Origin of the sequence: Parafrankia irregularis, assembly GCF_001536285.1 — a bacterium.
Lineage (GTDB): Bacteria > Actinomycetota > Actinomycetes > Frankiales > Frankiaceae > Parafrankia > Parafrankia irregularis.
In genome coordinates this window covers 385,873-411,526 of record NZ_FAOZ01000004.1, presented here as the reverse complement: position 1 = coordinate 411,526, position 25,654 = coordinate 385,873, and the positions used below count along the sequence as shown (strand labels likewise).

General features: G+C 70.1%; 20 protein-coding genes. 7 read left to right on the top strand and 13 right to left on the bottom strand.

Annotated elements, in window-relative coordinates; all coding sequences use genetic code 11:
• Positions 1-286 precede the first annotated feature (286 nt).
• Entirely contained in the window at positions 287-2,008 is a 1,722-nt protein-coding gene (locus AWX74_RS08800) for a glutamate--tRNA ligase (RefSeq protein ID WP_091273510.1), read from the top strand.
• A 271-nt stretch (positions 2,009-2,279) separates the two neighbouring features.
• Here AWX74_RS08800 and AWX74_RS08795 read toward each other — a convergent pair whose 3' ends face one another.
• A complete protein-coding gene (locus AWX74_RS08795; RefSeq protein WP_091273507.1) occupies positions 2,280-3,995 on the bottom strand; it encodes an N-acyl-D-amino-acid deacylase family protein in 1,716 nt (571 codons plus the stop codon).
• 280 nt (positions 3,996-4,275) lie between these two features.
• Here AWX74_RS08795 and AWX74_RS08790 point away from each other — a divergent pair, with 280 nt between their 5' ends.
• From AWX74_RS08790 to AWX74_RS08765, 6 genes are all read left to right on the top strand, one after another.
• Entirely contained in the window at positions 4,276-4,950 is a 675-nt protein-coding gene (locus AWX74_RS08790; RefSeq protein ID WP_006540864.1) for a TetR/AcrR family transcriptional regulator, read from the top strand.
• A 270-nt stretch (positions 4,951-5,220) separates the two neighbouring features.
• Positions 5,221-6,708, top strand: coding sequence for an aldehyde dehydrogenase (locus tag AWX74_RS08785; protein WP_091273505.1), 1,488 nt, complete (start codon positions 5,221-5,223; stop codon positions 6,706-6,708).
• A 106-nt stretch (positions 6,709-6,814) separates the two neighbouring features.
• Positions 6,815-7,147, top strand: a complete 333-nt coding sequence (locus AWX74_RS08780) for a DUF4286 family protein (protein WP_006540866.1) — start codon at positions 6,815-6,817, stop codon at positions 7,145-7,147.
• A gap of 25 nt (positions 7,148-7,172) precedes the next feature.
• The gene (locus AWX74_RS08775) at positions 7,173-8,672 is read left to right on the top strand and encodes an aldehyde dehydrogenase family protein (protein WP_091273502.1); all 1,500 of its coding nucleotides are present in this window, start codon (positions 7,173-7,175) and stop codon (positions 8,670-8,672) included.
• Between the two features lie 50 nt (positions 8,673-8,722).
• The gene (locus AWX74_RS08770; RefSeq protein ID WP_091273500.1) at positions 8,723-9,967 is read left to right on the top strand and encodes a cytochrome P450; all 1,245 of its coding nucleotides are present in this window, start codon (positions 8,723-8,725) and stop codon (positions 9,965-9,967) included.
• A gap of 775 nt (positions 9,968-10,742) precedes the next feature.
• The gene (locus AWX74_RS08765; protein ID WP_242666139.1) at positions 10,743-12,302 is read left to right on the top strand and encodes a glycoside hydrolase family 26 protein; all 1,560 of its coding nucleotides are present in this window, start codon (positions 10,743-10,745) and stop codon (positions 12,300-12,302) included.
• A gap of 10 nt (positions 12,303-12,312) precedes the next feature.
• On the opposite strand, the gene AWX74_RS08760 is transcribed toward AWX74_RS08765, so the two are convergent.
• From AWX74_RS08760 to AWX74_RS08705, 12 genes are all read right to left on the bottom strand, one after another.
• On the bottom strand, positions 12,313-12,981 hold the full coding sequence (locus AWX74_RS08760) for a hypothetical protein (protein WP_091273495.1): 669 nt from the start codon (positions 12,979-12,981) through the stop codon (positions 12,313-12,315).
• Positions 12,974-14,188 carry a hypothetical protein gene (locus tag AWX74_RS08755; protein WP_091273493.1) on the bottom strand — a complete coding sequence of 405 codons (1,215 nt, stop codon included), beginning with the start codon at positions 14,186-14,188 and terminating at the stop codon, positions 12,974-12,976. Before AWX74_RS08755 ends, AWX74_RS08760 begins: the two co-directional genes overlap by 8 nt.
• 82 nt (positions 14,189-14,270) lie before the next feature.
• Entirely contained in the window at positions 14,271-14,951 is a 681-nt protein-coding gene (locus AWX74_RS08750) for an ABC transporter ATP-binding protein (protein ID WP_207550281.1), read from the bottom strand.
• A gap of 282 nt (positions 14,952-15,233) precedes the next feature.
• Positions 15,234-15,710, bottom strand: a complete 477-nt coding sequence (locus tag AWX74_RS08745; RefSeq protein WP_091273489.1) for a hypothetical protein — start codon at positions 15,708-15,710, stop codon at positions 15,234-15,236.
• 152 nt (positions 15,711-15,862) lie between these two features.
• Entirely contained in the window at positions 15,863-16,381 is a 519-nt protein-coding gene (locus tag AWX74_RS08740) for a nuclear transport factor 2 family protein (protein WP_091273487.1), read from the bottom strand.
• Positions 16,378-18,111: a long-chain-fatty-acid--CoA ligase gene (locus AWX74_RS08735; protein ID WP_091273485.1), complete on the bottom strand. Its 1,734-nt coding sequence runs from the start codon at positions 18,109-18,111 to the stop codon at positions 16,378-16,380. The genes AWX74_RS08740 and AWX74_RS08735 overlap by 4 nt, the downstream gene beginning before the upstream one ends.
• A gap of 72 nt (positions 18,112-18,183) precedes the next feature.
• Entirely contained in the window at positions 18,184-19,098 is a 915-nt protein-coding gene (locus AWX74_RS08730) for a phosphopantetheine-binding protein (protein WP_091273483.1), read from the bottom strand.
• 796 nt (positions 19,099-19,894) lie between these two features.
• Positions 19,895-20,236 (bottom strand): ferredoxin, encoded by a 342-nt coding sequence (gene fdxA, locus AWX74_RS08725; protein WP_006540872.1) that lies wholly within the window; start codon positions 20,234-20,236, stop codon positions 19,895-19,897.
• A gap of 198 nt (positions 20,237-20,434) precedes the next feature.
• Complete coding sequence (locus tag AWX74_RS08720; protein ID WP_091273481.1) at positions 20,435-21,466, bottom strand: 2-oxoacid:ferredoxin oxidoreductase subunit beta; 1,032 nt, start codon at positions 21,464-21,466, stop codon at positions 20,435-20,437.
• Entirely contained in the window at positions 21,463-23,451 is a 1,989-nt protein-coding gene (locus AWX74_RS08715) for a 2-oxoacid:acceptor oxidoreductase subunit alpha (RefSeq protein ID WP_091273479.1), read from the bottom strand. Before AWX74_RS08715 ends, AWX74_RS08720 begins: the two co-directional genes overlap by 4 nt.
• A complete protein-coding gene (locus tag AWX74_RS08710; protein ID WP_091273773.1) occupies positions 23,405-24,658 on the bottom strand; it encodes a cysteine desulfurase family protein in 1,254 nt (417 codons plus the stop codon). Before AWX74_RS08710 ends, AWX74_RS08715 begins: the two co-directional genes overlap by 47 nt.
• On the bottom strand, positions 24,655-25,623 hold the full coding sequence (locus tag AWX74_RS08705) for a HesA/MoeB/ThiF family protein (protein ID WP_397312061.1): 969 nt from the start codon (positions 25,621-25,623) through the stop codon (positions 24,655-24,657). The genes AWX74_RS08710 and AWX74_RS08705 overlap by 4 nt, the downstream gene beginning before the upstream one ends.
• Positions 25,624-25,654 lie beyond the last annotated feature (31 nt).

Here is a 25,654-nt window from a genome sequence, read left to right as displayed (position 1 = left end):
ACCGCACAGCGCCACAGCCGACCCGACCCACCCCTGTGAGCTGTCAGCAGGCGGCCACGGCACCCGGACCCCGACGAAGAGCGCGAATTTTGCGCGTACTGTCGGTGAATCCGCCGTTCACCGCTCCGGCGGCATCGGGCGACATCCCGAGACGCCCGACATCCCGCTACATCCGACGGGGCCATATGGCACCCAGCGCACCGATCCCAATACCGATCACTGCCGTGATAGAATCTTCGAGCCACTGCGAAAATTCACACGCAAACCGGGAATGGTTGTTTTGTCGATGGTCCGCCCAGGTGATTCGTCCGCCCAGGTTGTTTCCGTTCTTGACCGTGCGGAGATCGACGCGCTCTTCCCGGGCGATCTGCCCGAGGTCGAGCACTGGGAGCGGCAGTACCCGCCGCGCCAGCTCGCCCCGGGCGCGCAGGTCACCCGGTTCTGCCCGAGCCCGACCGGCTCGCTGCACCTGGGCGGCGTGTTCGTCGCCATGCTCGACCGCGCGGTGGCCCGGCAGTCCGGCGGCACCTACCTGATCCGCATCGAGGACACCGACCAGGAGCGCGAGGTCGCCGGCGCGGTCGACGAGTTCGACCGGGCGTTCGCCCACTTCGACCTGGTCTCGGACGAGCGCGACGGCGCCGCAGACGGGGACGGCGGTGCTGGTGCCAGCGCCGGTGCGTACGGCCCGTACCTGCAGTCGGCACGCTCGCGGATCTACCTGAGCTATGTGCGGGAGCTGATGCGCGCGGGCGCGGCGTATCCCTGCTTCGCCTCCAAGGAGGAGCTGACCGCGTTCGCCGAGGAGCAGCGGGCCGTGAAGGTCCCCACCGGGTACTACGGCCGCTGGGCGCCCTGGCGCGACGCCGACGCAGAGGCCGTGCGCGCCCGGCTGGCCGCCGGCGAGCCGTATGTGGTGCGTTTCCGCTCGCCCGGCGAGGCCGCCGGCCGGGTCAGCTACACCGATGTCATCCGCGGCACGATCTCCGCAGACGACAACCGGAACGACGTCGTCATTCTGAAAAGCTCCGCGAACGAACTGCGGCTGCCGACATACCATTTCGCGCACGCGGTCGACGACCATCTCATGCGGGTGAACCTGGTCATCCGCGGCGACGAATGGATCTCATCCGTCCCGGTGCATCACCAGCTCTTCGACGCGGCCGGTTTCGAGCGGATTCCCTACGCCCATGTGGCGCCGCTCATGAAGCAGGACGGAAAGGCGAAGCGCAAGCTCTCCAAGCGCAAGGACCCGGAGGCCTCGGTCGAGTACTACGTCTCCGGCGGCTATCCGACGGACGCGCTCTGGTTCTACCTGCGCAGCCTTGCGAACGGCCGCCTCGCGGATCTTCCGATCGAGCAGGCGCTGGCCGAGCCGCTGCGGCTGGAGGAATGCGGCGTCGCGGGGCCGCTCGTCGACCTGGTGAAGCTCGCGGACGTCGCCGCCGACCTGGTGGCCACGATGAGCGGCGAGGCGATCCTGGCGGAGGTGCTGGCCTGGGCGCAGGTCTACGACACCGAGCTCGCCGCCGCGGTCGCCGCGAACCGGGATGTGGCGCTGCGGGCGCTCGACATCGAGCGGGTCGGGGTCGCCAACCCGCGTAAGGACCTGCACAAGTGGTCCGACTTCCGCCAGGTCTACGGGTACTTCTTCCCCGGGGTCTTCGAACCGGTCACGAATCCCGCCGACCCGCGGCTCGGCGAGCTGCCCGCCGAGGTCGTCCGCGGGCTCGCCACCGACTTCCTGCGGGACTACCAGCACGTGAACGACAGTGACGCCTGGTTCGAGCAGATCCGCGTCGCCGCACTGGCGAACGGCTTCGCCGGCAGCCCGAAGGAATACAAGGCCGACAAGGCTTCCTTCGTCGGGTCGACGAAGGAAGCCGCCCAGGTGTTCCGGGTCCTGCTCACCGGCTCGAACCGCAGCCCCGCCTTCAATCTGGTGACCCAGGCTCTGGGCGAGACCGAGACCCGCCGCCGGATCGGCGCCGTCCTCGACCAGGGCTGACGCAACATAAACCCGGGTCCGGTCTGCTCCGGCGTGACCGGTCCGGCCTCGGCTCCCGCCGCGCGGTGACCCATCGGGAATCCCGCGCCGCCACACGGCGGCAGTGCCTGCCAGCAATTCCCACCAATAGCCACAAAAGGGACGTGGAATCGCTTGGCAATCAGCAAGGAGTGAGGATTTCGGTTGCTGTCGCAGCCAAAATCCTCACTCCTTGCTCGGCAGCAGCAGCAGCAGCAGCAGCGGCAGCCGCTGAGCGCCGCACCGCGCTGCGCTAGCGAGCGGTGAGGATTCCGCCTGGGCGTTCGTCGGTGAGCTCGTCGCCCTCGATCAGGACCCGGCCGTTGACCAGGGTGTAGTCGTAGCCGCGGGCCCGCTGGACGAACCGGTTCGCGCCGAGCGGGAAGTCCGCGCGCATCTGCGGCACGTCGAGGTCGAGCCGATCGAGGTCGATGACGTTGATGTCGGCGAAGGCGCCGGGTGCCAACACCCCGCGGTCGGCGAGCCCGAACAGCTCGGCGCCCTCGGAGGTCAGCTTGCGCACGGCCGTGCCGATGTCGAGAAGACCCTGGTCGCGGGTCCAGTGCCGGAGCAGGAAGGTCGACTGGCCGGCATCCATGGTCAGGGCGACGTGCGCGCCGGCGTCCCCGACGCCGACGACGACATCCGGGTTGGTCAGCATCGCGGCGACCGCGTCGAGGTCCTGGTTGAGCACCGGGTAGTAGAGCAGCCCGAGGCCATCGGTCTCGACGGTGAACTCCAGGAAGGCCGCCGCCGGGGTGATGCCGCGCCGCGCCGCCTCGGCGGCGAGGCTGTTGCCCGGGTCGACGTCGTACCGCGCCGAGCCGGGTGGCAGCAGGTACAGCTTGGCGGGGTCCTTCGGCGCGAGCGGCCCGGACAGCTCGACCGGGCGCTCGGCCTCCGTGGCCAGCGCCGCGCGCCGGCCGGCGTCCGCGAGTGCCGCCAGCCGCTCCGGCCACGGCCGGGCCATCAGCTCCGCCCAGCCGGGCAGCGCGTCGTAGGGGGTGCGGCCGACCAGCCCGTACAGGATGCCGCTGCCGCGCGCCGCCGTCTGCGGGCGCAGGTCGGCGCCGCGGCCGCGGGCGGCCGCCACCTCCTGCATCACCCAGGACCACAGCCCGGGCCGGCGGTCGCTCTGCATCATCGCGAACGTCAGCGGGCGGCCGGAGTCCCGGCTGACCTGTTCCATCCAGGCCAGCTCCGCGACGGAGTTCGCCTTCTCCGGCCCGTCGCGCTCGCCGATGCGGGGCACGACCTCGATCGTGCCGCGGCCGCGTTCCGCGAGCGCGCCGCCGATCGCGGCCAGCTCCGCCTGGGCGGCGTAGGTGCCGGGAACCGGCCGGCCGTCCGGCACGGTGTGCATGAAGCTGCGGGACGTCGAGAAGCCGAGCGCGCCGGCGTCGATCGCCTCCCCGACGACCTCCGCCATGCGGGCGATGTCGTCGGCGGAGGCCGGGACGTCATCCAGGGCGCGGGAGCCCATCACGTAGGTGCGCAGCGCACAGTGGCCGATCATGCCGCCGACGTTGATGCCGAGGCCGCGGCGCCCCAGCGCGCGCAGGTAGTCGCCGTAGGACTCCCAGTTCCAGTCCATCCCGGACATGATCGTCTCGACCGGGATGTCCTCGACCGCCTCCATCATCTCGGCGAGGTAGCGCTGCTCGCCGGGGCGCACCGGGGCGAAGGTGACACCACAGTTGCCGAGGACGATGCTGGTCACCCCGTGCCAGCAGGACGGGCTGGCCACCGGGTCCCAGAAGAGCTGGGCGTCGAGGTGGGTGTGGATGTCGACGAAGCCGGGTGTGACCAGGCGGCCCCGGGCGTCGATCTGGCGGCGCCCGGAGGCGGAGAGCTCGCCGGGCTCGGCGATCTCGGTGACCCGGTCCCCGTCGATCGCCACGTCGGCGCGTCGCGGCGGGGAGCCGGTCCCGTCGACCACCTCACCGCCGTGGATCACGATGTCGTGCATGGCATCCGTTCCTCCGGTCCGACCGTCCACCCAGCACCGACGAGAACAATAAATGAGTAAGCCCTCATTTAATATCGATGCTAGGGATGTCCCGTAGGCCGCGTCAAGGCACCTGGGATCACGGCGACCCGCACCGGGACGGCGGCCGTCCGGCATCGCCTTCGGGTGACGCAGCCGACACGGAAAATATCGCGGCATGGCGGCTCGCGCGGACGATGGTCGATTCGACGGAGTAGTGTACGTTCATTTACCATCTGTGGTACAAGGCGCGGAGGGGACGATGTCCGAACAGGTAGTCAACCCCCCGGGGGCCGAGGAGCCACCCCGTCCACGCCGGCTGACCGCCGAGGCGCGCAAGCGCTCGATCCTGAAGGCCGCCCGCCAGGCGTTCACCGAGACCGGTGACATGAACGGCACCACCATCAAGGCGATCGCGGAGCGCGGCGGGATCAGCGAAGGCGTCATCTACCGCCATTTCGAGAGCAAGGACCAGCTCTTCTACGAGGCGGTCGTCGAGCCGCTGCGTGACGCCGTCGACGAGCTCGTCGCCGCCACCGAAGTGATCGACCTGGAGGAGCCGCTCACCCCGGAGCGCCAGATCCAGACGATGAACGGCCTCTACCGCCAGCTCATCTCGACCCTGGAGGAAGTGCTCCCGCTGCTGGGCCTGGTGCTGTTCGGCGACCCGAAGGTCGGCCGGAAGTTCTACCGCAAGCACTTCTCGGTGGCGATGGACCGGCTGGCCGACGCCTGGCGGGACGTCGAGGACCGCTACGGCTTCGAGTTCGAGTCGCCGGACCTGTCCGCGCGCGCCGTCATGGGGATCGCGCTGATCCTCGCGATGGAGAGCCGGCACAACGACCTGTTCAACCGCGATCGCGCGGTGACCCTGATCACCGAGAGCACGATCAAGGGGTTCTTCCCCGTGCTGGAGCCCTCCCGCCGCCGCCGCTGAGCCCCCGGCGCTGCCGACCGTCCGGTGCCGCCACTGAGCCCCCGCCGCTGCCGACCGCCCGGTGCCGCCGCTGAGCCTCCGGCACTGCCGCTGGCCCTCGGCGCGGCGGCGAGCCCTCCCGGCTCGTACGCGTTGCTTCTCAAGTAAGTGCTCACATATCGTTGGACCTCGATCTACCAGCGCCTTGTGGGCACTTGAAGATCTTTTGAAGCTAGCGAGCATTCGCTCATGCTGTTACGCTCCACGCCGGGAGCTACCCAGGGAGGCACTGTGCGTGATCGGTTAATGCACAGAGATGCGTTCTACATCAACGGAGCCTGGCCCGAGCCCGCGAGCTCGGAGATCCTCCCGGTCGTCTCCCCGTCCACGGAGGAGGTCGTCGGCGGCGTCCCGCTGGCGACAACCGCCGACATGGACCAGGCCGTCGGGGCCGCCCGCGACGCCTTCGACCACGGCCCCTGGCCCCGGATGGCACCCGCCGAGCGGGCCGACATCCTCGCCCGCGTGGCCGACGCCCTGCGCAAGCACGAGGCCGAGATCGCCCAGGTCACCACCGACGAGATGGGCTGCGCCGCGAGCCAGGCCCGGGCCGCGCAGACCGGCCTGGTGGCGCCCGTCTTCGACTACTACGCGGAGCTCGCGCGCACATACGAGTTCGAGCGCACCGTGATCAACCCCGCCGCGGACCGCGGCGGCCTGGTCACCACCGCGCCGGTGGGCGTGGTCGCCGCGATCGTCCCCTGGAACGCCCCGGTCACCCTCGGCGCCTGGAAGACCGCGCCCGCCCTGGCCGCCGGCTGCACGGTCGTGCTCAAGCCCGCGCCGGAGGCCCCGCTGAGCAACTACCTGCTCGCCGAGGCGGCGGAGGAGGCCGGGGTACCGGCCGGCGTCATCAACGTGATCCCGGGCGGCCGGGAGGTCGGCGAGTACCTGGTGACGCACCCGGGCGTCGACAAGATCGCTTTCACGGGCTCGACGGCCGCCGGCAAGCGGATCATGAGCCTGTGTGGGGAGCGCATCCGCCGGGTCTCCCTCGAGCTGGGGGGCAAGTCCGCGTCGATCCTGCTCGACGACGCCGACCTGGCGACCGTCGTCCCGGCGGTGGTCAAGGGCGGGATGCATCTGTCCGGCCAGGTCTGCGGGGCGCATACCCGCGTCCTGGTGCAGCGTTCCCGGTACGCCGAAGCGCTGGAGATCGCCGCGAAGGCGGCGAACGCGATCACGGTGGGCGACCCGCACGACCCGGCGATCCTGGTCGGGCCGCTCGTCGCGGCCCGGCAGCGCGAGCGGGTCGAGGGCTACATCGCGGGCGCGGTGCGCGATGGCGCCCGGATCGTCGCCGGCGGCGGCCGGCCGGCCCACCTGCCCCGCGGCTGGTACGTGGAGCCGACGATCCTCGGCGACGTCGACAACTCGATGCAGGTGGCCCAGGAGGAGATCTTCGGGCCGGTGCTGTGCTTCATCCCCTACGACGACGTCGACGACGCCGTGCGCATCGCCAACGACTCCGACTACGGGCTGTCCGGCGGGGTGTGGAGCGCGGACCCGCAGCGCGCCGTCGATGTCGCGCGGCGGATCCGCACCGGAAGCGTGGCGGTCAACGGCAGCTACCCGCCGTTCCCGCTGGTGCCGTTCGGGGGCTTCAAGCAGTCCGGGCTCGGCCGGGAGCTGGGGCCCGAGGGTCTCCACGAGTTCCTGGAGACCCGCAGCATCGGGCTTCCCCCGGCGCTGCTGCCCGCCGCCAGCTCGACCTCCTGACCCGGCGGCCCTGACCCGGCGGCCCTGATCCAGCGCTCCTGACTGATCAGCACTCGTGACTGACCAGCGCTCCTGCCCCAGCCGTTGACGAGACCGGGAGGCCGGCGTGGCCAAGGGTGTGTTCGTCGTTCAGTCCCATCCGGTCTCACCGGAGCGGGAGGACGAGTTCAACAAGTGGTACTCCGAGGAGCACATCCCGGACATCCTTGAGATTCCGGGCTTCGTCTCCGCGAAGCGCTACCGGCTGCGCGACGCCGGGCACCTCACAGCGGACCCGGCGGCGCGCGCCTACCTGACGGTCTACGAGATCGAGGCCGACGACCTCGGCGCGCCCCTGCTGGAGATGGCAGCGCGGTCGGCCGAAGGCCGGGTGCGGCGCAGCAGCTCCGTCCAGTTCGATCCGCCGCCGGTCCGGTCCTTCTACGAGCTCATCGACTGACCTCACCGACCGACAAGGAGCACCGGTGTCGACTCTCAGCCCACCCGAAGCGGCGACGATCCCGCTCCTGAAGGCCGGGCCCGGGCGGCTGCTGATCGGCGGCGAATGGGTTCACGCCGCGGACGGCGCGACGTTCCCGAGCATCAACCCGTCCACCGGGGAGACGCTGGTCGAGATCGCTCAGGGCGGCGCCGCGGACGTCGACCAGGCGGTCGCGGCTGCCCGCGCCGCCTTCGAGGGGCCGTGGCGGAACAGCACGCCGGACGAGCGGCAGCGGCTGCTGTGGGCGCTCGCGGACGCCGTCGCCGAGAACTACGAGGAGCTCCGGCTGCTGGAGACCCTCGACATGGGCACGCCGATCGGCCGCCGCCGGCCCGGGCCGAGCTCGGCCTGGGAGGCCAGCGTGCTGCGCCACTTCGCCGGGATGGCGGTCGGCATCCACGGGGAGACGATCCCGAACTCGGTGCCGGGCTCCATGTTCACCTACACCCTGAAGGAGCCGGTCGGGGTCGTCGCGGCGATCGTCCCGTGGAACCGCCCGATCAGCAACGCGATCTGGAAGATCGCCCCGGTGCTGGCCACCGGCTGCACGATGGTGCTCAAGCCGGCGGAGGAGGCCAGCCTCGCCGCGCTGCGCCTCGGTGAGCTGATCAACGAGGTCGGGATCCCGCCGGGCGTGGTGAACATCGTGACCGGCTTCGGCGAGACCGGCGCCGCGCTGGCCGCGCACCGGGGCGTCGACAAGGTGGCCTTCACCGGTTCGACGGTTGTCGGGCAGCACATCGTGCGGGCGGCGGCCGGCAACCTGAAGCGGGTCTCCCTCGAGCTCGGCGGCAAGTCCCCCGATGTGGTCTTCGCCGACGCGGACCTGAACAAGGCCGTGCCGGGCGCCGCGCTGGGCGTCTTCTTCAACTCCGGGCAGATCTGCTGCGCCGGCACCCGGATCTACGTCGAGCGCCCCATCTACGACGAGTTCGTGGAGCGGATCTCGGCGCAGGCGGCGAAGTTGCGGGTCGGCAACAGCCTCGACCCGCAGACCAGGATCGGCCCGCTGGTCTCCGCGGAGCAGCTCGAGCGGGTCGTCGGCTACCTCGACCTCTCCCGGGAGGAGGGCGCGCGCACCACCGTCGGCGGCGCCCGGCTCACCGAAGGCGACCTGGCCCGCGGCTACTTCGTCCCGCCGACGGTGCTCGCCGACGTCTCCGACGACATGCGCGTCGCCCGGGAGGAGATCTTCGGGCCGGTCGCCTGCGTGCTGCCCTTCGACACCGCCGAAGAGGTCGTGGCACGGTCCAACGACACCCAGTTCGGCCTCAGCGGCGGGGTGTGGACGCGCGACGTCGGCAAGGCGCACCGGTTCGCCCGTGATCTGCAGGCCGGCACCGTCTGGGTGAACTCGTACAACGTGATGGACCCGGCCGTTCCGTTCGGCGGCTACAAGACCAGCGGCTGGGGCCGGGAAATGGGCCAGCAGTCCCTCGACGACTACCTCAACGTCAAATCGGTCTGGATCGACACGGCCTGAGCGCGACGAGGAACCACGGACAAAGAGGAACCGAGGAACTGGGGGCCGAGATGGATCCGACAGCACCGAACACAGCCACTGGCGCAGCTGCCGCCCAGGCACCGGCGGGCCGGCTACCCGACGAATGGTGTACCCGGAACTTCGACCATCTCTCCCCGGAGCTGGCGGCGACGCTCCCGGAAACCCTGGACCGGATGCGGACCTTATGTCCGGTCACCCACAGTGACCGACATGAAGGCTTCTGGGTGCTCACGAAGTACGACGACGTCCTGCGCGTCGCCCAGGACTGGCAGTCGTTCACCTCGACCCAGGGCCTCAACATCCCGCCGAGCACGACCCACGTCCGCAACATTCCGGTGGAGGTCGACCCACCGGAGCAGCGGGCCTACAAGAAGCTCATCAACACGCACTTCACCCCGGCCGCGATCGCCAGCTGGGCGGAGCCGACCCGGGAGCTGGTCACCCGGCTCATCGACGGTTTCATCGACCGGGGCGAATGCGAGTTCATGGACGACTTCGCCCGCCCGTTCCCGAGCCTGAGCTTCTTCACCTTCGCCCTCGACGCGCCTGTAGAGGACCTGGAGAAGGTCGCCTACCTCGCGTCGAAATCGTCCATTCCCAACGATCCGCAGGGCAAGGAATGCTGGGCCGGGCTCTCCGAATGGATCACCGGCTTCGTCGAGTCCAGGCGTCGGCGGCCGCCGCGTGGTGACGTCGTCGACGCCCTGTTCACCGCCGAGATCGGTGAGCGCCCGCTGACCGAGCGCGAGATCATCGGCATCGTCCAGCTGCTCATTCTGGGCGGTCTGGAGACAACCGCCGGCGCGCTCGGCCTGATGATGGCGCGGTTCTGCCGGGAGCCGGAGATCCCGGCCTACCTCCGGGCGCATCCGGAGCGGATTCCCGCCGCCGTGGAGGAGCTGCTCCGCCTCGACGCGCCGTTCATCGCCATCGCGCGCACCGCGACGACGGACGTCCAGCTCCGCGACCAGCAGATCAGCGCGGGCGACAAGGTGCTCATGTACTGGGCGTCGGCGAACCACGACGACGACGAGTTCACCAATCCGGACACGTTCGACCTGGAGCGGGCCACGAACCGGCACCTGGCGTTCGGCGCGGGCCCACACCGCTGTCTCGGCTCGAACGTCGCCCGGCTGAACATGCGCATCGCCCTCGAGGAACTGCTCCGCCGGATGGTGGACTTCCGCCTGCGTGACGACGCGGAGATCCACTACCACACGACGTTGACCCGGGCCCCGCTCAACCTGCCGATCACCTTCACCGCGGCGGCCTAACGCGGACGGGCGCGCCGCCTGCTACAGCAGCTGCCGTTGCTGCCGTTGCTGCCGGGCAAGAGTTGAGCATTTTGGTCGCTGGCGAGCGTGTCGCAGAACCCGGCGCAGCGGCGGAGCGGAGCGGCAGAGCCGGGCCACGTTGCCAGCAAACAAGCGTGAAGGATTTTGGTTGTCAGCACGACCAAAATCCTTCACGCTTTCCACCCCTCAACCCCTCCAACACCTCAAAGCTCTCAGGCAACAGCGGGTGGTGACGGCATCCCGTCATCATCCCCACGGTGATGGCCGCCCAAGCGAGGATCGTCGCTCCAACAGAGCGGCTGGATCCGGGATCCCGGCCGAAAGGCGCCAAAGGCCCGAAGGCCCGAAGGTCCGAAGGATGTTGGTCGCTCCCGAGTGGGTAACGCAGCCCTGAGGGGGTGGCGGGCCTCAACTCTTCGAGCCGTACGGATCCGGGCGCGTCGGTGAGCGCGAGCCGAGTGGACGCCGCCGGGTGAGATCGTCGACCGATCGCTGCGCTCACCGGATCCCGCCACGGCCCGACCACGCACCCTCCCCGGACTCCCACCTGCCGTTGTCCTCATTCGTTTCCGCTGGTCAGAGGGCACCCCGGTGGCATTTGCCGGGTGTCCACCCATGTGATCCCGTACCAAGGTTGGGATGATGGGTCGGCGTCCGCCGACATAGGCGTCGCACGGTTGCGCCCCGCCCGAGGCCTGCGGGGCTCAGGCGGCAGGCGGTGAGTGTGCGGCGGGGCGCTCGATGGGGGAAGTGCGTGCGACGGCACGAGGCAGCCAGCAAGGCAGGCGGCACGACGGTGGCGGAGGCGGGGCCGAAGGCGGAAGCCGCCGGCGTGGGCACAGATACGGCCACGGCAGTCACGGCGGCCCCGACGATGAGCCGCACGATCAGTGACACAGTTCCGCTCCCCGCGGTCGACGGCATGCCCGAAGGCACGACCGCGAGCACCGGCGGAGACACACCCGAAGAGACAGCGGAAAGCACACCCGGCGGCGCAGTCGGCACCACGCCCGGCGGCGCGGACAGCGGCGCGGACAGCGGCGCAGACAGCGGCGCGGACAGCGGCGGGGACAGCGAGTCGCCCGCGAAGCCCGGTGGCGCAGACAGCGGCGCGGACAGCGGCGGGGACAGCGAGTCGCCCGCGAAGCCCGGTGGAGGCCGGCGGCGCGGGAGTCATCGCAGCGCGCCGGCGAACGGGCGCGCACGCCGGCGCCGGCGCCGGACCGTGATCGGCGTGGTGGCCGCCGGCCTGGTCCTGATGCTGGGGGCACTCGGTCTGGTGGCGCTCACCACCGGCTCCGGCGATCAGCGGCGGACCTCCGGCACCGCCGCGCCCAGCCCGCGCCCGGCCATCGGCACGGCCGACGCCCCACCGGCCCCGGAACCCACCGAGCCGGAGCCGACCGCGGACGGACCGGCCGCCCCCGGTGTCCGTTGGCCGTCCGGCACGAACGCGAACCCGCCGCTCGACATCTGGGCCTGGGACCGCTGGACCGGGCGGGCGTCCGACATCGCCGTGGTCTTCACCGTCCGGAACAACTGGCAGCACATCGTGTTCTCGGACTGGCCGCTCTCGAACTACCCGAAGAGCGTCTTCCCGGGGCAGGTCTCCATCGCGCAGCCGCTCTTCCCCGAATCCGGGAACGAACGCAGCTGTGCGAACGGCCAGTACGACCAGTACTGGGCGGCCTTCGGGCAGACCCTGATCCGTAACGGGCGGCCGGACGCGATCGTGCGGCTCGGCTGGGAGTACAACGGGAACTGGTTCTGGTGGCACCCGCGCAACACCGAGACCTGGAAGACCTGCTTCCAGCGTGCGGTGACGGCGATCCGGTCCATGGCCCCGGGTGTGCTGATCGACTTCAACGTGAGCGCGCACCGAGACCGGATGACCAACGGTGACGACGTCTGGGCCGCCTATCCGGGCGATGACTACGTGGACATCGTCAGCAGCGACGTCTACGACTCGTACCCGCCGTCGACCACCACGGAGCTTTTCGACGAGCAGTGCAACGTCCCGTCCGGAACGTGCACCGTGATCAACTTCGCGCGGGCGCACGGGAAGAAGTTCGCGGTGCCCGAATGGGGGCTGGCCCGCGCGGACCGCCACGGCGGCGGCGACAACTCGCTGTTCATCGAGAAGATGCACGACCTGTTCGACCAGAACCGGGACATTCTCGCCTACGAGGCCTACTTCAACACCGCCGAGTCGAACAACGTCCGCTCGTCGCTGCTCAACCCGCAGCTCCACCCGAACTCGGCGCAGAAATACCTGGAGCTGTTCGGCGCCCCCGCATCCGGCGGAGGTGTCTGAGGGTTGTGTGTCAGCCGCTGGACTGGATCGAGCCTGCGCCGACGGCCGACGTTCCGGACGGCGTGATCGGGACCCGCGCCCGCCCGGACCGCGGGCGGGCGGGTCGGCGTTGGCGGACCGCGAAGACCAGCAGGCCGACGAGCAACACGACCGCGGCGGCGGCGGAGTTGCTCGGGGTGGCATCCGCCGCGGGAAAAGCCCACGATCGGTAGCCGCCGTACGGCAGGCCGCCAGCCGTCGCGATGGCCAGGAAGTAGACGCACGGCACGACCACCGCCGCCGTCTGACCGAAGGCCGCGTGCACGCCGAGGGCCAGGCCGACGAACAGGGCGGTGTTCCGGGCCAGTTCATCGGTGTGGGTGCCGTCGCCGAGCAGCGGCGCGACGGCCGAGACCAGGAGGACCGGGCCGAGGACGGCGACCAGCGTGACGACGTCGTACACCCATAGGCGGCGACGCGACGCGGCCTCCAGCCGAAGCGTCTCCTCCGGGAAGGCCGCCACGACGACCGGCGCGGCCAGAGTTGTCAGGAGCAGCTGGAACAGGACGGGCTGGGATCCGCCGGAGAGCAGCTGCGGGATGGGCAGCGTGGTCGAGGCGAACGACCAGCCCGCCAGCGCGAGCAGCGCCGCCAGGCCGGCTGTCGATGCCAGGCGATGGGCCCGGAGGTAGTCAGCCACCGGCCTGGCCCTCCTCACATTGCTGGGTCTGCGACCAGATCTGGGAGGCCTGGTCCGCGGTCACCGGAAGGGGGCCACCGGTCGGCAGACCAAGCCGGGCTCTGAGTAGCGATGACAAGATCTCGAATCTTGTAGGATCGTTATCCGTGCCGGTGACGAGGCCATAGTTCCTGTAGAAACAGCCACGCATCGCGGCCGGAAGCCTGATGACCAGGCTGACCTCAGCGTCCTCGACATTGCCGGCCATGTCGGGAACGGCGATTGTGATCGGCAGTGGCATTCCGCTGTTGCGCGGGCCGATGACCACCGGTGGCTCCGGCAGGCCGAGATCGATCCACGCCGCGCGGACCCGTTTCCAGGCCTGGACGTTCGCCTCGAGCGCGAAGGTCTCCTCGGGCCAGAGGCAGACGTTCCCGTCGTAGCACCGCACAGCGTCCGGGTTCCGCGGGGCACTCGAGGAAAGGCCCAGCTGCCGGACGTCCTGGCCGACGAACAGCCCGCCCGCGATCGCCGCCACGACGATGCCGAGCGCCAGCACCGGACGCCCGATGCCCGACCGGGCCGGCGCGAGCCGGATGGCGGCCACGCAGAGGGAGGCGACCGCGATCACAGCGAGGAACGCGAGCCCGGCGGTCAGAGCCCGAGTGTCATAGACCTCGGAGGGATCACAGCAACTGTCAACCAGACCGGTCACGTGGCGGGCCCACAACGGGTCCGACCAGCTTCTCGGGACCGCGAGGACCAGGAACGGCACGATCAGAGCGGCCGGCAGCGACAGGACGGGGCCGAGCACCAGTCCGAGCGCCGCGCCGAACAGCGCCCAGCCGAGCACGTTCGCGACCGACAACGCCGGGATGCTCCACCCCGGCGACGCGAAGGTGGGCAGACCCGCGAGCATCACCGCGTAGATCGCCACCAGGATGACCAGGGCTACCGTGACCGGGAGCGCCATCCTGGCCGCGAGGACCCGCCACCAGGGGCGCCGCACCGCCAGCCGCCCCCATACCCGGCGCAGCGTCCCCATCTCCCACGCGACGATCGCGGCGACGTAGGGCCCGAGCGCGATCACCGCGTCGTTCGCGGATCGGGCCCGGCCGAGGACGTACCAGTCGACCCCCAGGTCGCTCTGGCTGTAGAACCAGGCGGCGAACGCCGCCAGCGGCGCCAGCAGGATCGCCGGCTCCCGCCACCAGGACCGATCCGTCAACGGCCAGGCCCGACTTCGCCCTGGGGCCGATCCTCGCACCGCGTTTCCGGTCGGTGAGGCCGACGATGCGAGTGCCGGGAGGTCAGTGGACACGAAGAGCCTGCGCAAAGGCCGCGACGACCGCGTCGTCGTGCGCGTTGCCGAAGAACTCGCCGAGTGAGCCGTCGAAGCGGACGACACCATGATCGAGCACGATCAGCCGCTCGAACGGTGGACGCACCTCGGTGGCTGTATGGGACGTCACGACCAGCCGGGTCCCCGCTCCCGCGACCTCGGTGAGCACCTCGGACACCGACTCGCGAGCCAGCGGGTCCAGCGACGCCGTCGGCTCGTCGAGCAGCAGCAGGTCGGGGTCCGTCGCCAGCGCGCAGGCGATGCCCAGCCGGGCCCGCTCCCCGCCACTCGTCTGCCGGGCGGGGCGCTGTGCCAACGCCTCCAGGTTCGCCCGCGCCAGCGCGGGGCCGGCGGACCGGGCTGCCTCCCGGCGGGACAGGCCCGACAGCCAGCCCGCGTACCGCACCTGCTGCTCGACCGTGAAGTTCGGCAGCACCGGGGTGAACTGCGGCGCGAACCCGATCTTGCCCGCGTATTCGATCCGCCCCGACCGCGGCCGCAGCTGCCCCGCCATCAGCCGCAGGACCGTCGACTTCCCGGCGCCGTTCGGCCCGATCATCACCAGCGGCCGCTCGTCCAGCGCGAGGTCAAGCCCCTCCACCACCGGAGCCCGCCGGCCATAACGAAAGGCGATATTCCTCAGAAGCATCTCAACACCTGGTTCAGGAAAATTGGGTTTGCCCGCCGTCGGAGCCTTCCCGCCAACCTCGCGCAGGACCGTTGCCGTCGCAGGATATACCAGACAATGGACATCGGCGATCCGGCGGGAGACGGCGGCAGGCCGGGTTCGCCTGGCCTGCCACCGCCGCCCATGCTGACCGGGCGAACGGCCCACCCAGATCATTCAGATGTCAGGGGAGCCGGCGCGACGGACAGCGTGCCGGGTCACGCCTGATTCCGAGCGCACGAGGCCACGCGCCCATCTGGTCCGCTAGGGCTTGGCCGAGCCGTCCCACCACGCCTTCGTGGACTTGGTCGTAAGCGTGGTGTTACTTGCCCCTGGCCACCAGAACTGAAAGAAGAACTGTCCGGTCTGGTGGTCAGTGATATTCCAAGCCCACCCCTGTGTGTAGTCAACGCAGTTGGTGAAGTTGACGACGCCATAGCTTTTGTCCGGGGCGAGCGTGATGTCGCGGCGCAGGTCGCTCTGGATCTGCTGCTGATTGCAGCCGCTCTGCTCGAGGTGTACCGGATCGTAGCCGTCGCCGACACCGAAGCGACTCGTCTGGCCCTCCTGGGGAAAGTTGCTGAGGGAGGTGCTGAACGAACCGGCGTTGGCGGCGATGGGCATCGACGCGACCCCCGCCGCGACCGCGGCGGCGGTCAACGTGGTACTACGTGAGCGCTCCCGGCGAGCGGGCTTCGGCGCCCGGTCGTAGGAGTCGGCGAGTGACCAACGGAAATCCATTCTTCTCCTGACTGATGTGCGAAGGTCGCCAGTCCGGTGCGGACCGCGTGGAGAACTGTGCTATCCGGTTCCGATGTCCGGGCCCATGACGATCCCGAGCATCGGCTACGGCCTTTGTTTCCCTTCGTCCGCGGCGGCACCGCGAGGATGTCTCATCTCGACGGGCCTTCATTGGATCCGCTGGTCGAGCCGTCGGTCGAGCCGTAGGTGTAGGTGATTCGAGGAATCGGCCCGAAAAAACTCGTGACGGCGAGGATCGCCGGTGCCGAGTCGAACTTTAGGATATCGAAACCGCGCAGCCCGACGTTACCGGAGCTGTCCCGCAGTGACCATTCGAAGCGGGCGTGGTCGTGATGGATGTCTATGCCACTCGTCCGAACCGGAAGGTAGCCCGGAAGCCGGTCCCGAACCTGAGCGATGTGGGCGCTGATTCCAGCCGGCCCCTCGACGCGGGTGGCCGGGTTCGTGAAGACGACCGTACCGGCGACGCAACCTTCCAACCGTCGGGTGCGTTCGTCCTGGTCTGGTTCCCGCCAGGCGGCGAGAAGGCCATCGACAATCCTCACGACGGCGTCGGACTTCGCCGTGGGCTCGCCGTCCAGGTTCCAGGCCTGGACCTCGTTGTATCCGACGACCGGTGCCGCCTCCGACGCGTTCTGCCCAACGCTCATGCCATCGCCGCCTCGGTGCCCGGAACAGTGTTTTTGGAAGAAGTCGTTTCAGCGGGGCTGCCGCCCACACCGAGCAGACGGCGCGCCTCGGCGCGTTGCAGCTTGCCGGACGGCGTCTTGGGAAGGCTCCCCGGTGGAAGGATCAGCACCTCATTGGGCGATACCCCGACGGCAGCACGTATCTGCGCGGCGACGTCGGACCGCAGCTGCGCATGCCGCTCGCTGGGCCAGCGGGTTTCCAGCGCGACGGCCAGGCCCTCGGAGCCCAGCGCATTCGGCCGCACGTAGGGAAATGCGGCCACGTTGCCCGGGCGGACGCCCTCGGCGCCGGCCGCGGCCCGCTCGACCTCTTCCGGGTAGATGTTGCGGCCGGCGAGGATGATGACATCCTTCACCCGTCCGGTGACGACGAGCTCGCCGTCGGCCAGGTAGCCGAGGTCGCCTGTGCGCAGCCAGCCGTCGGCGGTTCGTGAGGCGGCCGTCGCCTCCGGATCGTTGTGGTAGCCGGCGGTCAGCGAGGTGCCGTGGACCTGGATCTCACCGACAAGCCGTTCCGTGAGAACAGCCCCGGTCTCGGTGTCCGAGATGCGCAGGCGCAGGCCGTCGACCGGAGCACCGAGCCTGGCGAGCTGACGGATCCTGCCGGTGTGGCCCGGTCCGACCGGGACGGCACGTCCTTCGGTCTGGAGCAGGTCGGCGTCCACGCTGTCGGAAGCCAGGCCACGGCCGAGCGGCGTCATCGTCGTGGCGACAACGGTCTCGGCCATGCCGTAGGCGGACACGACCAGCGCCGGGTTGAAGCCGTGACGCTGCGCGGCGGCGGTGAACGCGGTCATCGCGTCGAGGTCGACGCTCTCCCCGCCGGTCAGGATCCCGCGCAGCTGAGACAGGTCCAGAGCCGGTCCGGTCGCCAGAAGCTTGGCAGCCAGTGCGTAGGCGGAGTTCGGCCCAACCGTCGACGTGGCTCGATACTCCGAGATCTGCGCCATCCAGCTCGCCGGACGGGCCAGGTAGTCCAGTGGCGAGGACAGCAGCAGGTCACAGCCACCGCAGGTCATCGGGATGATCAGGGTGCCGATCAGGCCCATGTCGTGGGACAGCGGCAGCCAGGACAGGATCCGCCCGTGGAAGCGGTCGTGCTCGTCCCTGACCTTGATTGCCTCCACATTGGCCGCGAGATTCCCGTGACTGACCCGCACTGTCTTCGCACTCGCCGTTGTCCCACTGGTCAGTTGCAGGATCGCCGGGTCGTCGTCGGTGAGTGACGGTGGTACGTAGGCAGGGAGCCCGTCACTGCCACGAACCTCGGCGTGGACGTCGTCGAGCATCCGGACGTCCCACCCACCGGTCGCGAGACCGGGCAGGATCTGGTCGAATCGCGGCCCCACCAGCACCAGCGGACTGCCACCGAGCCGGTTGATGCGTCGCACGGTCTCGGCGACGAACGCGGCCTCGTCCATCGTCCGGGTCGGCGTGGGTGCCATCGTCAGGGCACCGCCCGCCAGCCAGGTCGCCATCGCCGCCGTCACCGCCGGCCGTGACGCCAGCGCCAACATCACCACGGATCGGCCCGGGCCGATACCCGCCGTCTGCAGGACTGCCGCCAGGTTCACGGCGTCCGCGTACAGATCACCCCAGCTGACGACCTCGTCGTCTCCCGACGGCGAGAGGAAGGTGACGGCACCGTTCTTCCGTGCGGCTGATTCCATCCGTTCAAGCAGATAAACCATCGAAGATCCTTCCGTGCTCTACGGTCGGGCGGCGGGTAGACCCGCCGCGGCGCCGAGCGAATCGGAATCCGGCTACACGCTCGAAAGGTCGATCCCCTCACCCCGACCGGCCGATCCGGCCGGATACAGGTCCTGCCGGTAGGCCGCGAGGACGACGCGGTCCCAGCGTCGCCCGCGGTAGTAGTCGTGATCCCGGAAGCGTGCCTCGATGTGCAGTGTGCTGCCGATCGCGCTCGCGAACTGACGGCAGTTGAACTCCGGCAGCTCGAAGTAGAGCTTTCGGAAGGGCCACACGTCGAACAGGTAGCGAAGAAACAGGACGACTGGTTCGGCGGCAATCCCGGACCGCTGGTACCGGCTGGTCATAGCGACGCCGACATAGGCGTTCCCCAGGCCGAAGTCAGGGTTGTAGCAAATAGCGTGACCGGCCGCCTCACCAGTTTCACGCGAAACGATCAGGAACTGCGTCAGCATGCCCTGCCAGAGGTCCGCCTCGAATTTTTCATAGGGCGGGAAGGCACCTCGGTAACGCCAGCGGAACCCGACGTCCGGCGCGATCGAAAGCTCGTACAGGAAAGGAGCCATCGACGGGAGGACCGGAGTCAGCTGGAAGTACCGTCCGGCCAGCTCCGGTGGCAGCACCTCGTCGTCCGAGCCGTCCGAGCCGTCCGACGCGCCGGGCCCGGTCAGGGCCTCGGCCCGCGGCGGCGAACGATGCGGCACCCCGGTGAGAGGCCGGCCGGCCTCCGCCGTGCCCGGAAGGCCACCGGCACAGCACCGCGTGTAGAGATCACCGACGGTCCCGGCAGCCAGCCAGTCCTCCTCGCCGACGTCCACGCCGACGTCCGCCAGCGCCGAGCAGAGTTCCAGCAGCCCGTACGAGTCCAGTCCCAGGTCGTCGCTTAACCGGGCCTCGAACCGCACGTCCTGTCGCTGGACACCAGCAACGCGGCTGACCAGCTCCTCGAAGACGTCCGTACTGAGCATTTCACCTCGAATAAGAAGATCCGCCGAGAAACACGGCCGTTCGGACACAAGCCACGGATGGCCGCCTTCTGTATAGCCGGGAAGGCCGATCTGGAACGATGGTCCGCGACGCGTTCATACATGCACCAGATTTGAGCCGCCATATCCCGCAGCCACGGCCAGTCCAGGTCAGGCCTGCGCATATCCAGCACCGGCCTGGGCCGTCAGGCAGCACCAGGAGACCTTTGCAACCGTTTCCGTTCCCGGCCGGGGGCAGGAATTTCGCTGGCCCGGGCCGAGGACACAAGGGCTCACTCTCGCCACGGAAAACCGAGGCGACCCTTCAACCCTTCAATCCATACCGTCCGTCGACGACGGCGGAGCCTTCCCCGTAAAGGCCTCCCAAGACACGACATGAAGAGCGTCGTAGCGGACTCACGAAGGAACCACCTTGTTGGCCCGACCGTAGCATGCCACTTACGGACAGGCAACCAGAATCAGGTGATACCGCCGAACGCGACGGTGCCAACTACCTTGCGTACACCGATGGTGCGCTTCTATCCACCTGGAATCTCCGCGCGGAGACACCCCGTGACCTGTGGTTACGCCCCGCCGCGCGCGATGTGCCACGACATCGGAAATCCGCGTTTCAAGGTCGTTATTAACAGAGGGTGTTCGGTACACGGAGCAGATTCCGCCCAGCGGAGATGCCGCAACGCGAACGGCCCATCCGTCGACGGTGACGGATGGGCCGTTCGCGTTGCGGGTGGACGCCCTCGGGGTGCGATGTGCGCCCGGAGGGACGGGCGGGCGCCGCTTACTCCGCGGCCTGGAACTCGGCGACGAAGGGGGTGTCGACGCCGATCTTGCCGGCGGCCTTGGCACCGCCCGGGTCGCCGAGCGGCTCGTCGCGGCCCGGCAGCGCCTTCGAGAAGAACTCCTTGTCGGTCTTCACGAACGGCCGTTCGGGCTTGGGCACCTCGAGGTCGAGCATGATGGCGCCGATCGGGCAGGCCGAGGCGCAGGCACCGCACTCGGTGCACTCGTTGGGGTTGATGTAGAGCTTCCGGGCGCCCTCGTAGATGGCGTCGACCGGGCACTCGTCGAGGCATGCGCCGTCTTTGACGTCGATGCAGGGGGACGTGACGACGTAGGGCATCGGAGTTCTTCTTTCCGTCGACGGGACCGTGTCGGGCCCGGGAGAATCTCGTTGCCTGCGGTTCGCTCAGAACGCCCTGGCCGGGTTTGACAAAGCCTGGCCTGACCAGCCGCCCCGGCCGGATCAACCGGTCAGGGCGGCCCTGTCAGCTACGGGGAGAGGGTCGGTTCGAGAGGTCCGGACCGGGTCAGGACCGGATCAGGACCGGGCCGGGACCGTCCAGGAGTCGTTGCCGGTGAGCAGGTCCTGCAGGTCACCGCGGCCGCCTGCGCGGGCGTCGGCGAGCCGGTCCTGGTACTGCTTGTCGAAGCTCGCCCGCTCCACCGCGCGGTACACGCCGATCGGCGCGAGCTCGGGCTCGGTGTCGGCGATCCGGGCCAGCGCGTAGGCGTAGGTCGGGCTGGTCGAGCGCGGGTTGTGCACCACGACGCCCTTCTCCGTCGAGCGGCCGAGCTTGAGGTCGCCGGTCTCGGCGTCGCGCAGCACCGCCCACTGGCTGTCGGCGCCGAACAGGATCGGCGAGCCGGCCTCCAGGCGGATCGGGCCGTCGGCCGGTGTCGGCACCGACGTGTCGGCGGTGACGGCCCGCTCCCCGTGGTTGAAGGTCGGGCAGTTCTGCCGGATCTCGACCAGCGCGGAGCCGTCGTGGGCGGCGGCCGCGGCGAGGATCTCCATCATGTGCTTGCGGTCGGTGTCGACGGTGCGGGCGACGAAGGACGCCTCCGCGCCGAGCGCCAGCGCCAGCGGGTTGAAGGAGTGGTCGAGCGAGCCGAACGGGCTGGACGGGGTGATGGTGCCGGGCTTGGTCGCCGGCGAGAACTGGCCCTTGGTCAGACCGTAGATCTGGTTGTTGAACAGCAGGATCTTGAGGTTGACGTTGCGGCGCAGCGCGTGGATCAGGTGGTTGCCACCGATCGACAGCGCGTCACCGTCACCGGTGACGACCCACACCGACAGGTCGGGCCGGTTGATCGAGACGCCGGTCGCGATCGACGGCGCCCGGCCGTGGATGGAGTGCATGCCGTAGGTGTCGAGGTAGTACGGCAGCCGGGAGGAGCATCCGATGCCGGAGATCACCACGAAGTTCTCGCGCGGGATGCCGAGGGTCGGCATCAGGTTGCGCATGTTGTTGAGGATGGCGTGGTCACCGCAGCCAGGGCACCAGCGGGCCTCGCCCGCGGAGAAGTCCTTGGCGGTGAGCTGCTTGCCTACCGCGTCGGGGCTGGTCACTTGTTCTTCTCCGATCCGAGCTCGCTGCGGCCGACCTTGCCGGTGCCGCCGATGGCCTTGATGTCCTCGGTGGACAGTGCCGCGGCGCCGTCCTCGAGGTCGTTGACGAGCCGGGTGAACACCGCGGCCAACTCGACCGCGCGGAAGGGCAGGCCACGGGTCTGGGTGTAGCCGACCGGCTCGATCTGGCAGTGCATGCGCAGCAGGCCGCCGAGCTGACCGAGGTTCATCTCGGGGACGAGCACGGTGTCGTAGGCCGCCAGGATGGAGGCGAGGTTGGCCGGCAGCGGGTTGAGGTAGCGCAGGTGCGCCTGGGCGATGGCGAGACCCTGCTGGCGGACGAGCCGGCAGGCCGCACCGATCGGGCCGTAGGTGGAGCCCCAGCCGATGACGAGCAGCTTGGAGCCGAACCCGGGCGGGCCGGAAGGGTCGTCGACCTCCAGCGGCGGCACCTCGATGCCGTCGACCTTGTTCTGGCGGGTGCGGACCATCAGGTCGTGGTTGTCCGCGTCGTGCGAGATCTCGCCGCTGCCGTCGGCCTTCTCCAGACCACCGATGCGGTGCTCCAGGCCGGGGGTGCCGGGGATGGCCAGCGGACGGGCCAGCGTGCGCGGGTCACGCTTGTACGGGTGGAACGCGGGCTTGCCGTCCTTGCCGATGCCGTTCGGCTCGGTGGCGAACTCGATGCCCAGGTCGGGCAGCTCGCTGACGTCCGGCACCTTCCACGGCTCGCTGCCGTTGGCGATGTAGGAGTCGGACAGCAGGATGACCGGGGTCCGCCGCTCCAGGGCGATCTGCGCCGCCTCGAAGGCCGCGTTGAAGCAGTCGGCCGGGCTCTGCGCGGCGATCACGGGCAGCGGGGCCTCACCGTGCCGGCCGTAGAGGGCCTGCAGCAGGTCGGACTGCTCGGTCTTGGTCGGCAGACCGGTGGACGGGCCACCGCGCTGCACGTTGACGATGACCAGCGGCAGCTCCAGCGAGATCGCCAGGCCGATCGCCTCGGACTTCAGCGCCATGCCCGGCCCGGAGGTCACGGTGACGGCGAGCATGCCGGCGAACGCGCCACCGATCGACGCGCCGATCGCCGCGATCTCGTCCTCCGCCTGGTACGAGCGGACGTCGTGCGAGATGAGCTTGCTCAGCTCGTGCAGGACGTCGGTGGCGGGGGTGATCGGGTACGCGCCGAGGAACAGCGGCATGCCGGCCTGGTGCGCGGCGGCGACGAGGCCGAACGCGATGGCCCGGTTGCCGCGCATGTGCCGGTAGGTGCCCGGGGGCAGCGGCGCGGGCTTGACCTCGTAGGAGACGGCGAACGCCTCGGTGGTGTCGCCGTAGTCCACGCCGGCCCGCAACGACGCGAGGTTGCCGGCGAGGATCTCCGGCGGCTTCTTCGCGAAGCGCTTCTCCAGGTAGGCGACGGTGCTCTCGACCGGCTGGTTGAACATCCAGGACACCAGGCCGAGCGCGAACATGTTCTTCGTGCGGGCGGCGTCCTTGCGCTTGAGGCCGAGGCCTTCGGTCGCGCCGACGGCGAGCCCGGTCAGGTCGACCGCGTGCACGATGTAGTTGCTCAGCGAGCCGTCGGTCAGCGGGTCGGAGTCGTAGCCGGCCTTCTCCAGGGCGCGCACGTTGAACGCGCCGGAGTCGACGACCAGTACGCCGCCGGGGCGGAGGTCCTTGAGGGTGGCCTTCAGCGCCGCCGGGTTCATGGCGACGAGGACGTCGGGCTGGTCACCGGGGGTGGTGATGTCGTGGTCGGCGACGTGCAGCTGGTAGCTGGAGACACCGCCGACGGTGCCGGCTGGCGCCCGGATCTCGGCCGGGAAGTCCGGCAGGGTCGCCACGTCGTTGCCGGCCTCCGCGGCCTGCGCACCGAAGCGGTCACCGGTGAGCTGCATGCCGTCACCGGAGTCACCGGCGAACCGGATGACGACTCCCTTAAGCCGGCGTACCCGCGGGTCGGGCTGTTCGAGCTCGGTTGTCATCGCGAACCTCGTCTTGGATGGGGGTGCTCTGGGTAAGGGAGCGAACGCGCTGGACAGCGCGGGCCACCTGGTCCGCGACGGTGCGGATTTCCTCGGGGGTCGTGGCGCGGCCCAGGCTGAAGCGCAGGCTCTCCCGGGCCTCGGTGGCGGTCCGGCCCATGGCCAGCAGGACGTGCGACGGGGTGTCCCCACCGCCGCTGCAGGCCGATCCAGCCGAGACCGCGACGTGCGGAAGGCAGGCCTGGACCTCGTCGGCGCCCGCGCCGACGAAACGCAGGTTGACCGTGTTCGGCAGCCTGGCCCGCACCGGGCCGTTCAGTTCGACGGCGCCCCGGCCGAGCCGTTTGACGAGCAGCTCGGTCAGCAGCGCCACCAGCGCACGCTGGCGGTTTCCGTCGTCGGTCATCGACGCGGCCGCGAGGCGGGCGGCCGCGCCGAAGCCGGCGATCCCGGCGGTGTTGAGGGTGCCGGGACGCCGGCCACGTTCCTGGCCTCCGCCGTGTGTCTGCGGCGCGATGCGTGCCCAGGCGTCCTTCGACGCGATCAGCGCACCGACGCCCTTGGGGCCGTACAGCTTGTGCGCGGACGCGACGGCCACATCGACGCCGGTCCGGTCGAGGCTGACCGGGATCCGGCCCAGAGCCTGGGTGATGTCACTGAACAGCAGCGCACCGGCCGCGTGCACGGGTTCGACCAGGGGCCGCAGGTCGTTCACGGCCCCGGTCTCGTTGTTCGCCGCCATGACGGCGACGAGGGCGACGTCGGGCCCGAGCCGGCGGCGCAGGTCGTCGACGTCGATGGTGCCGTCCGGGTGGACGGCGATGCGTTCGGCGAGGGTGCCGGAGCCCGCGCCGGGACCGGCCGATGCCGCCGCGGCGGCATCGGCGGCGCCGAGCACCGCGGGGTGTTCGGTCGCCCCGACGAGCACCCGGCGACGGCCGGAACCGGCGGCGGTGAGGGCGGCGAGCGCCCCGCCGATGGCCAGGTTGGCCGCCTCGGTGGCGCCGGAGGTGAAGACCACGTCACGGGCCCGCGCGCCGGCGAGCGTGGCGACCTCGCGGCGGGCCCGCTCGACGATCCGGGTCACCTCCTGGCCCGGCCCGTGCCTGCTCGCCGGGTTGGCGAACTGCTCGGTGAGCAGCGGCAGCATCGCGTCCAGCACGCGCGGGTCCACCGGCGTGGTCGCGTTGTGGTCGAGGTAGATCACCTCGGCTCCTCGGGCTGCCGCCGGGCCCGGGCCCGGGCGCACGATGGGCAGGTCGGGTCGGACCGGACTCGCATCGACCGGAAGTCCATGTCCCACAGGTCGTACTGGAGCAGCCGGCCGCTGGCGGGCTCACCGAAACGAGCGATGATCTTGATGGACTCCATCGCCGCGAGGCAGCCCGCCAGGCCGGACACCGCACCGAGCACGGTGAACCCGAGCGGTTCCCAGGTGGGGTCGCCCTCGCTGAACACGCAGCGCAGGCAGGGTGTCCCCGGCTCGACGACCAGCACGTTGCCCTCGGTGGCGTTCATCGCGGCGATGACCGCCGGGGTTCCGGTCGCCACGCACAGGTCGTTGAGCCGGTACCGGTCGGGAAAGTTGTGCCGGGCGTCGACGACGACATCCGCCGCGGCGACGAGCTGGCCCAGCTCGGGCAGGTCGGCCAGCTCACGGTCGTAGCCGACGATCTCGACTCCCGGGTGGTGCGCGCGCAGGGTCTGCTCCGCGCAGGCCACCCGGGAGCGACCGATCCATTCGGGGCGCATGAGGGTCTGCCGGTTGAGGTCGGGTTCCTCCAGCACGCCCGGATGAACCAGGACCAGCCGACCGACACCGGCGGCGGCGAGATACGTCGCCGCCGCACCACCGAGACCACCGATTCCCGCCACGAGCACCGTCGCCCGGCTCAGTCGCTCCTGAGCCTGCGGTCCGAAGCCCGGGATGCCGAGCTGGCGGTCGAACAGGCCGGGCAGGTCGTGGCGGGCGGTCCGCTGCTGCGGCGGCGCGTTCTCCGCCCGCGCGGCGGCCCCGCCGACATCGGCCGGACGAGCCGGACGAGCCGGACGAGCCGGGGCCACCGGCGCCGTCGGAACCACCGGCGCCGTCGGAACCACTGGGACCGTCGGAACCACTGGGGCGAACGCCTGCTCAGGTTCGCACGAGGTAACGATCATGTCGTTGTCCATGAAGGCTCCCTCTGCTCGGTGGTGTGATCGG

Excerpts from the sequence above, each read along its gene's own strand:
- AWX74_RS08800 (WP_091273510.1), top strand. The coding sequence starts at position 287 with ATGGTCCGCCCAGGTGATTCGTCCGCCCAGGTTGTTTCCGTTCTTGAC.
- AWX74_RS08795 (WP_091273507.1), bottom strand. The coding sequence starts at position 3,995 with ATGCACGACATCGTGATCCACGGCGGTGAGGTGGTCGACGGGACCGGC.
- AWX74_RS08790 (WP_006540864.1), top strand. The coding sequence starts at position 4,276 with ATGTCCGAACAGGTAGTCAACCCCCCGGGGGCCGAGGAGCCACCCCGT.
- AWX74_RS08770 (WP_091273500.1), top strand. The coding sequence starts at position 8,723 with ATGGATCCGACAGCACCGAACACAGCCACTGGCGCAGCTGCCGCCCAG.
- AWX74_RS08750 (WP_207550281.1), bottom strand. The coding sequence starts at position 14,951 with ATGCTTCTGAGGAATATCGCCTTTCGTTATGGCCGGCGGGCTCCGGTG.
- AWX74_RS08745 (WP_091273489.1), bottom strand. The coding sequence starts at position 15,710 with ATGGATTTCCGTTGGTCACTCGCCGACTCCTACGACCGGGCGCCGAAG.
- AWX74_RS08740 (WP_091273487.1), bottom strand. The coding sequence starts at position 16,381 with ATGAGCGTTGGGCAGAACGCGTCGGAGGCGGCACCGGTCGTCGGATAC.
- AWX74_RS08735 (WP_091273485.1), bottom strand. The coding sequence starts at position 18,111 with ATGGTTTATCTGCTTGAACGGATGGAATCAGCCGCACGGAAGAACGGT.
- AWX74_RS08730 (WP_091273483.1), bottom strand. The coding sequence starts at position 19,098 with ATGCTCAGTACGGACGTCTTCGAGGAGCTGGTCAGCCGCGTTGCTGGT.
- fdxA (WP_006540872.1), bottom strand. The coding sequence starts at position 20,236 with ATGCCCTACGTCGTCACGTCCCCCTGCATCGACGTCAAAGACGGCGCA.
- AWX74_RS08715 (WP_091273479.1), bottom strand. The coding sequence starts at position 23,451 with ATGACAACCGAGCTCGAACAGCCCGACCCGCGGGTACGCCGGCTTAAG.
- AWX74_RS08705 (WP_397312061.1), bottom strand. The coding sequence starts at position 25,623 with ATGGACAACGACATGATCGTTACCTCGTGCGAACCTGAGCAGGCGTTC.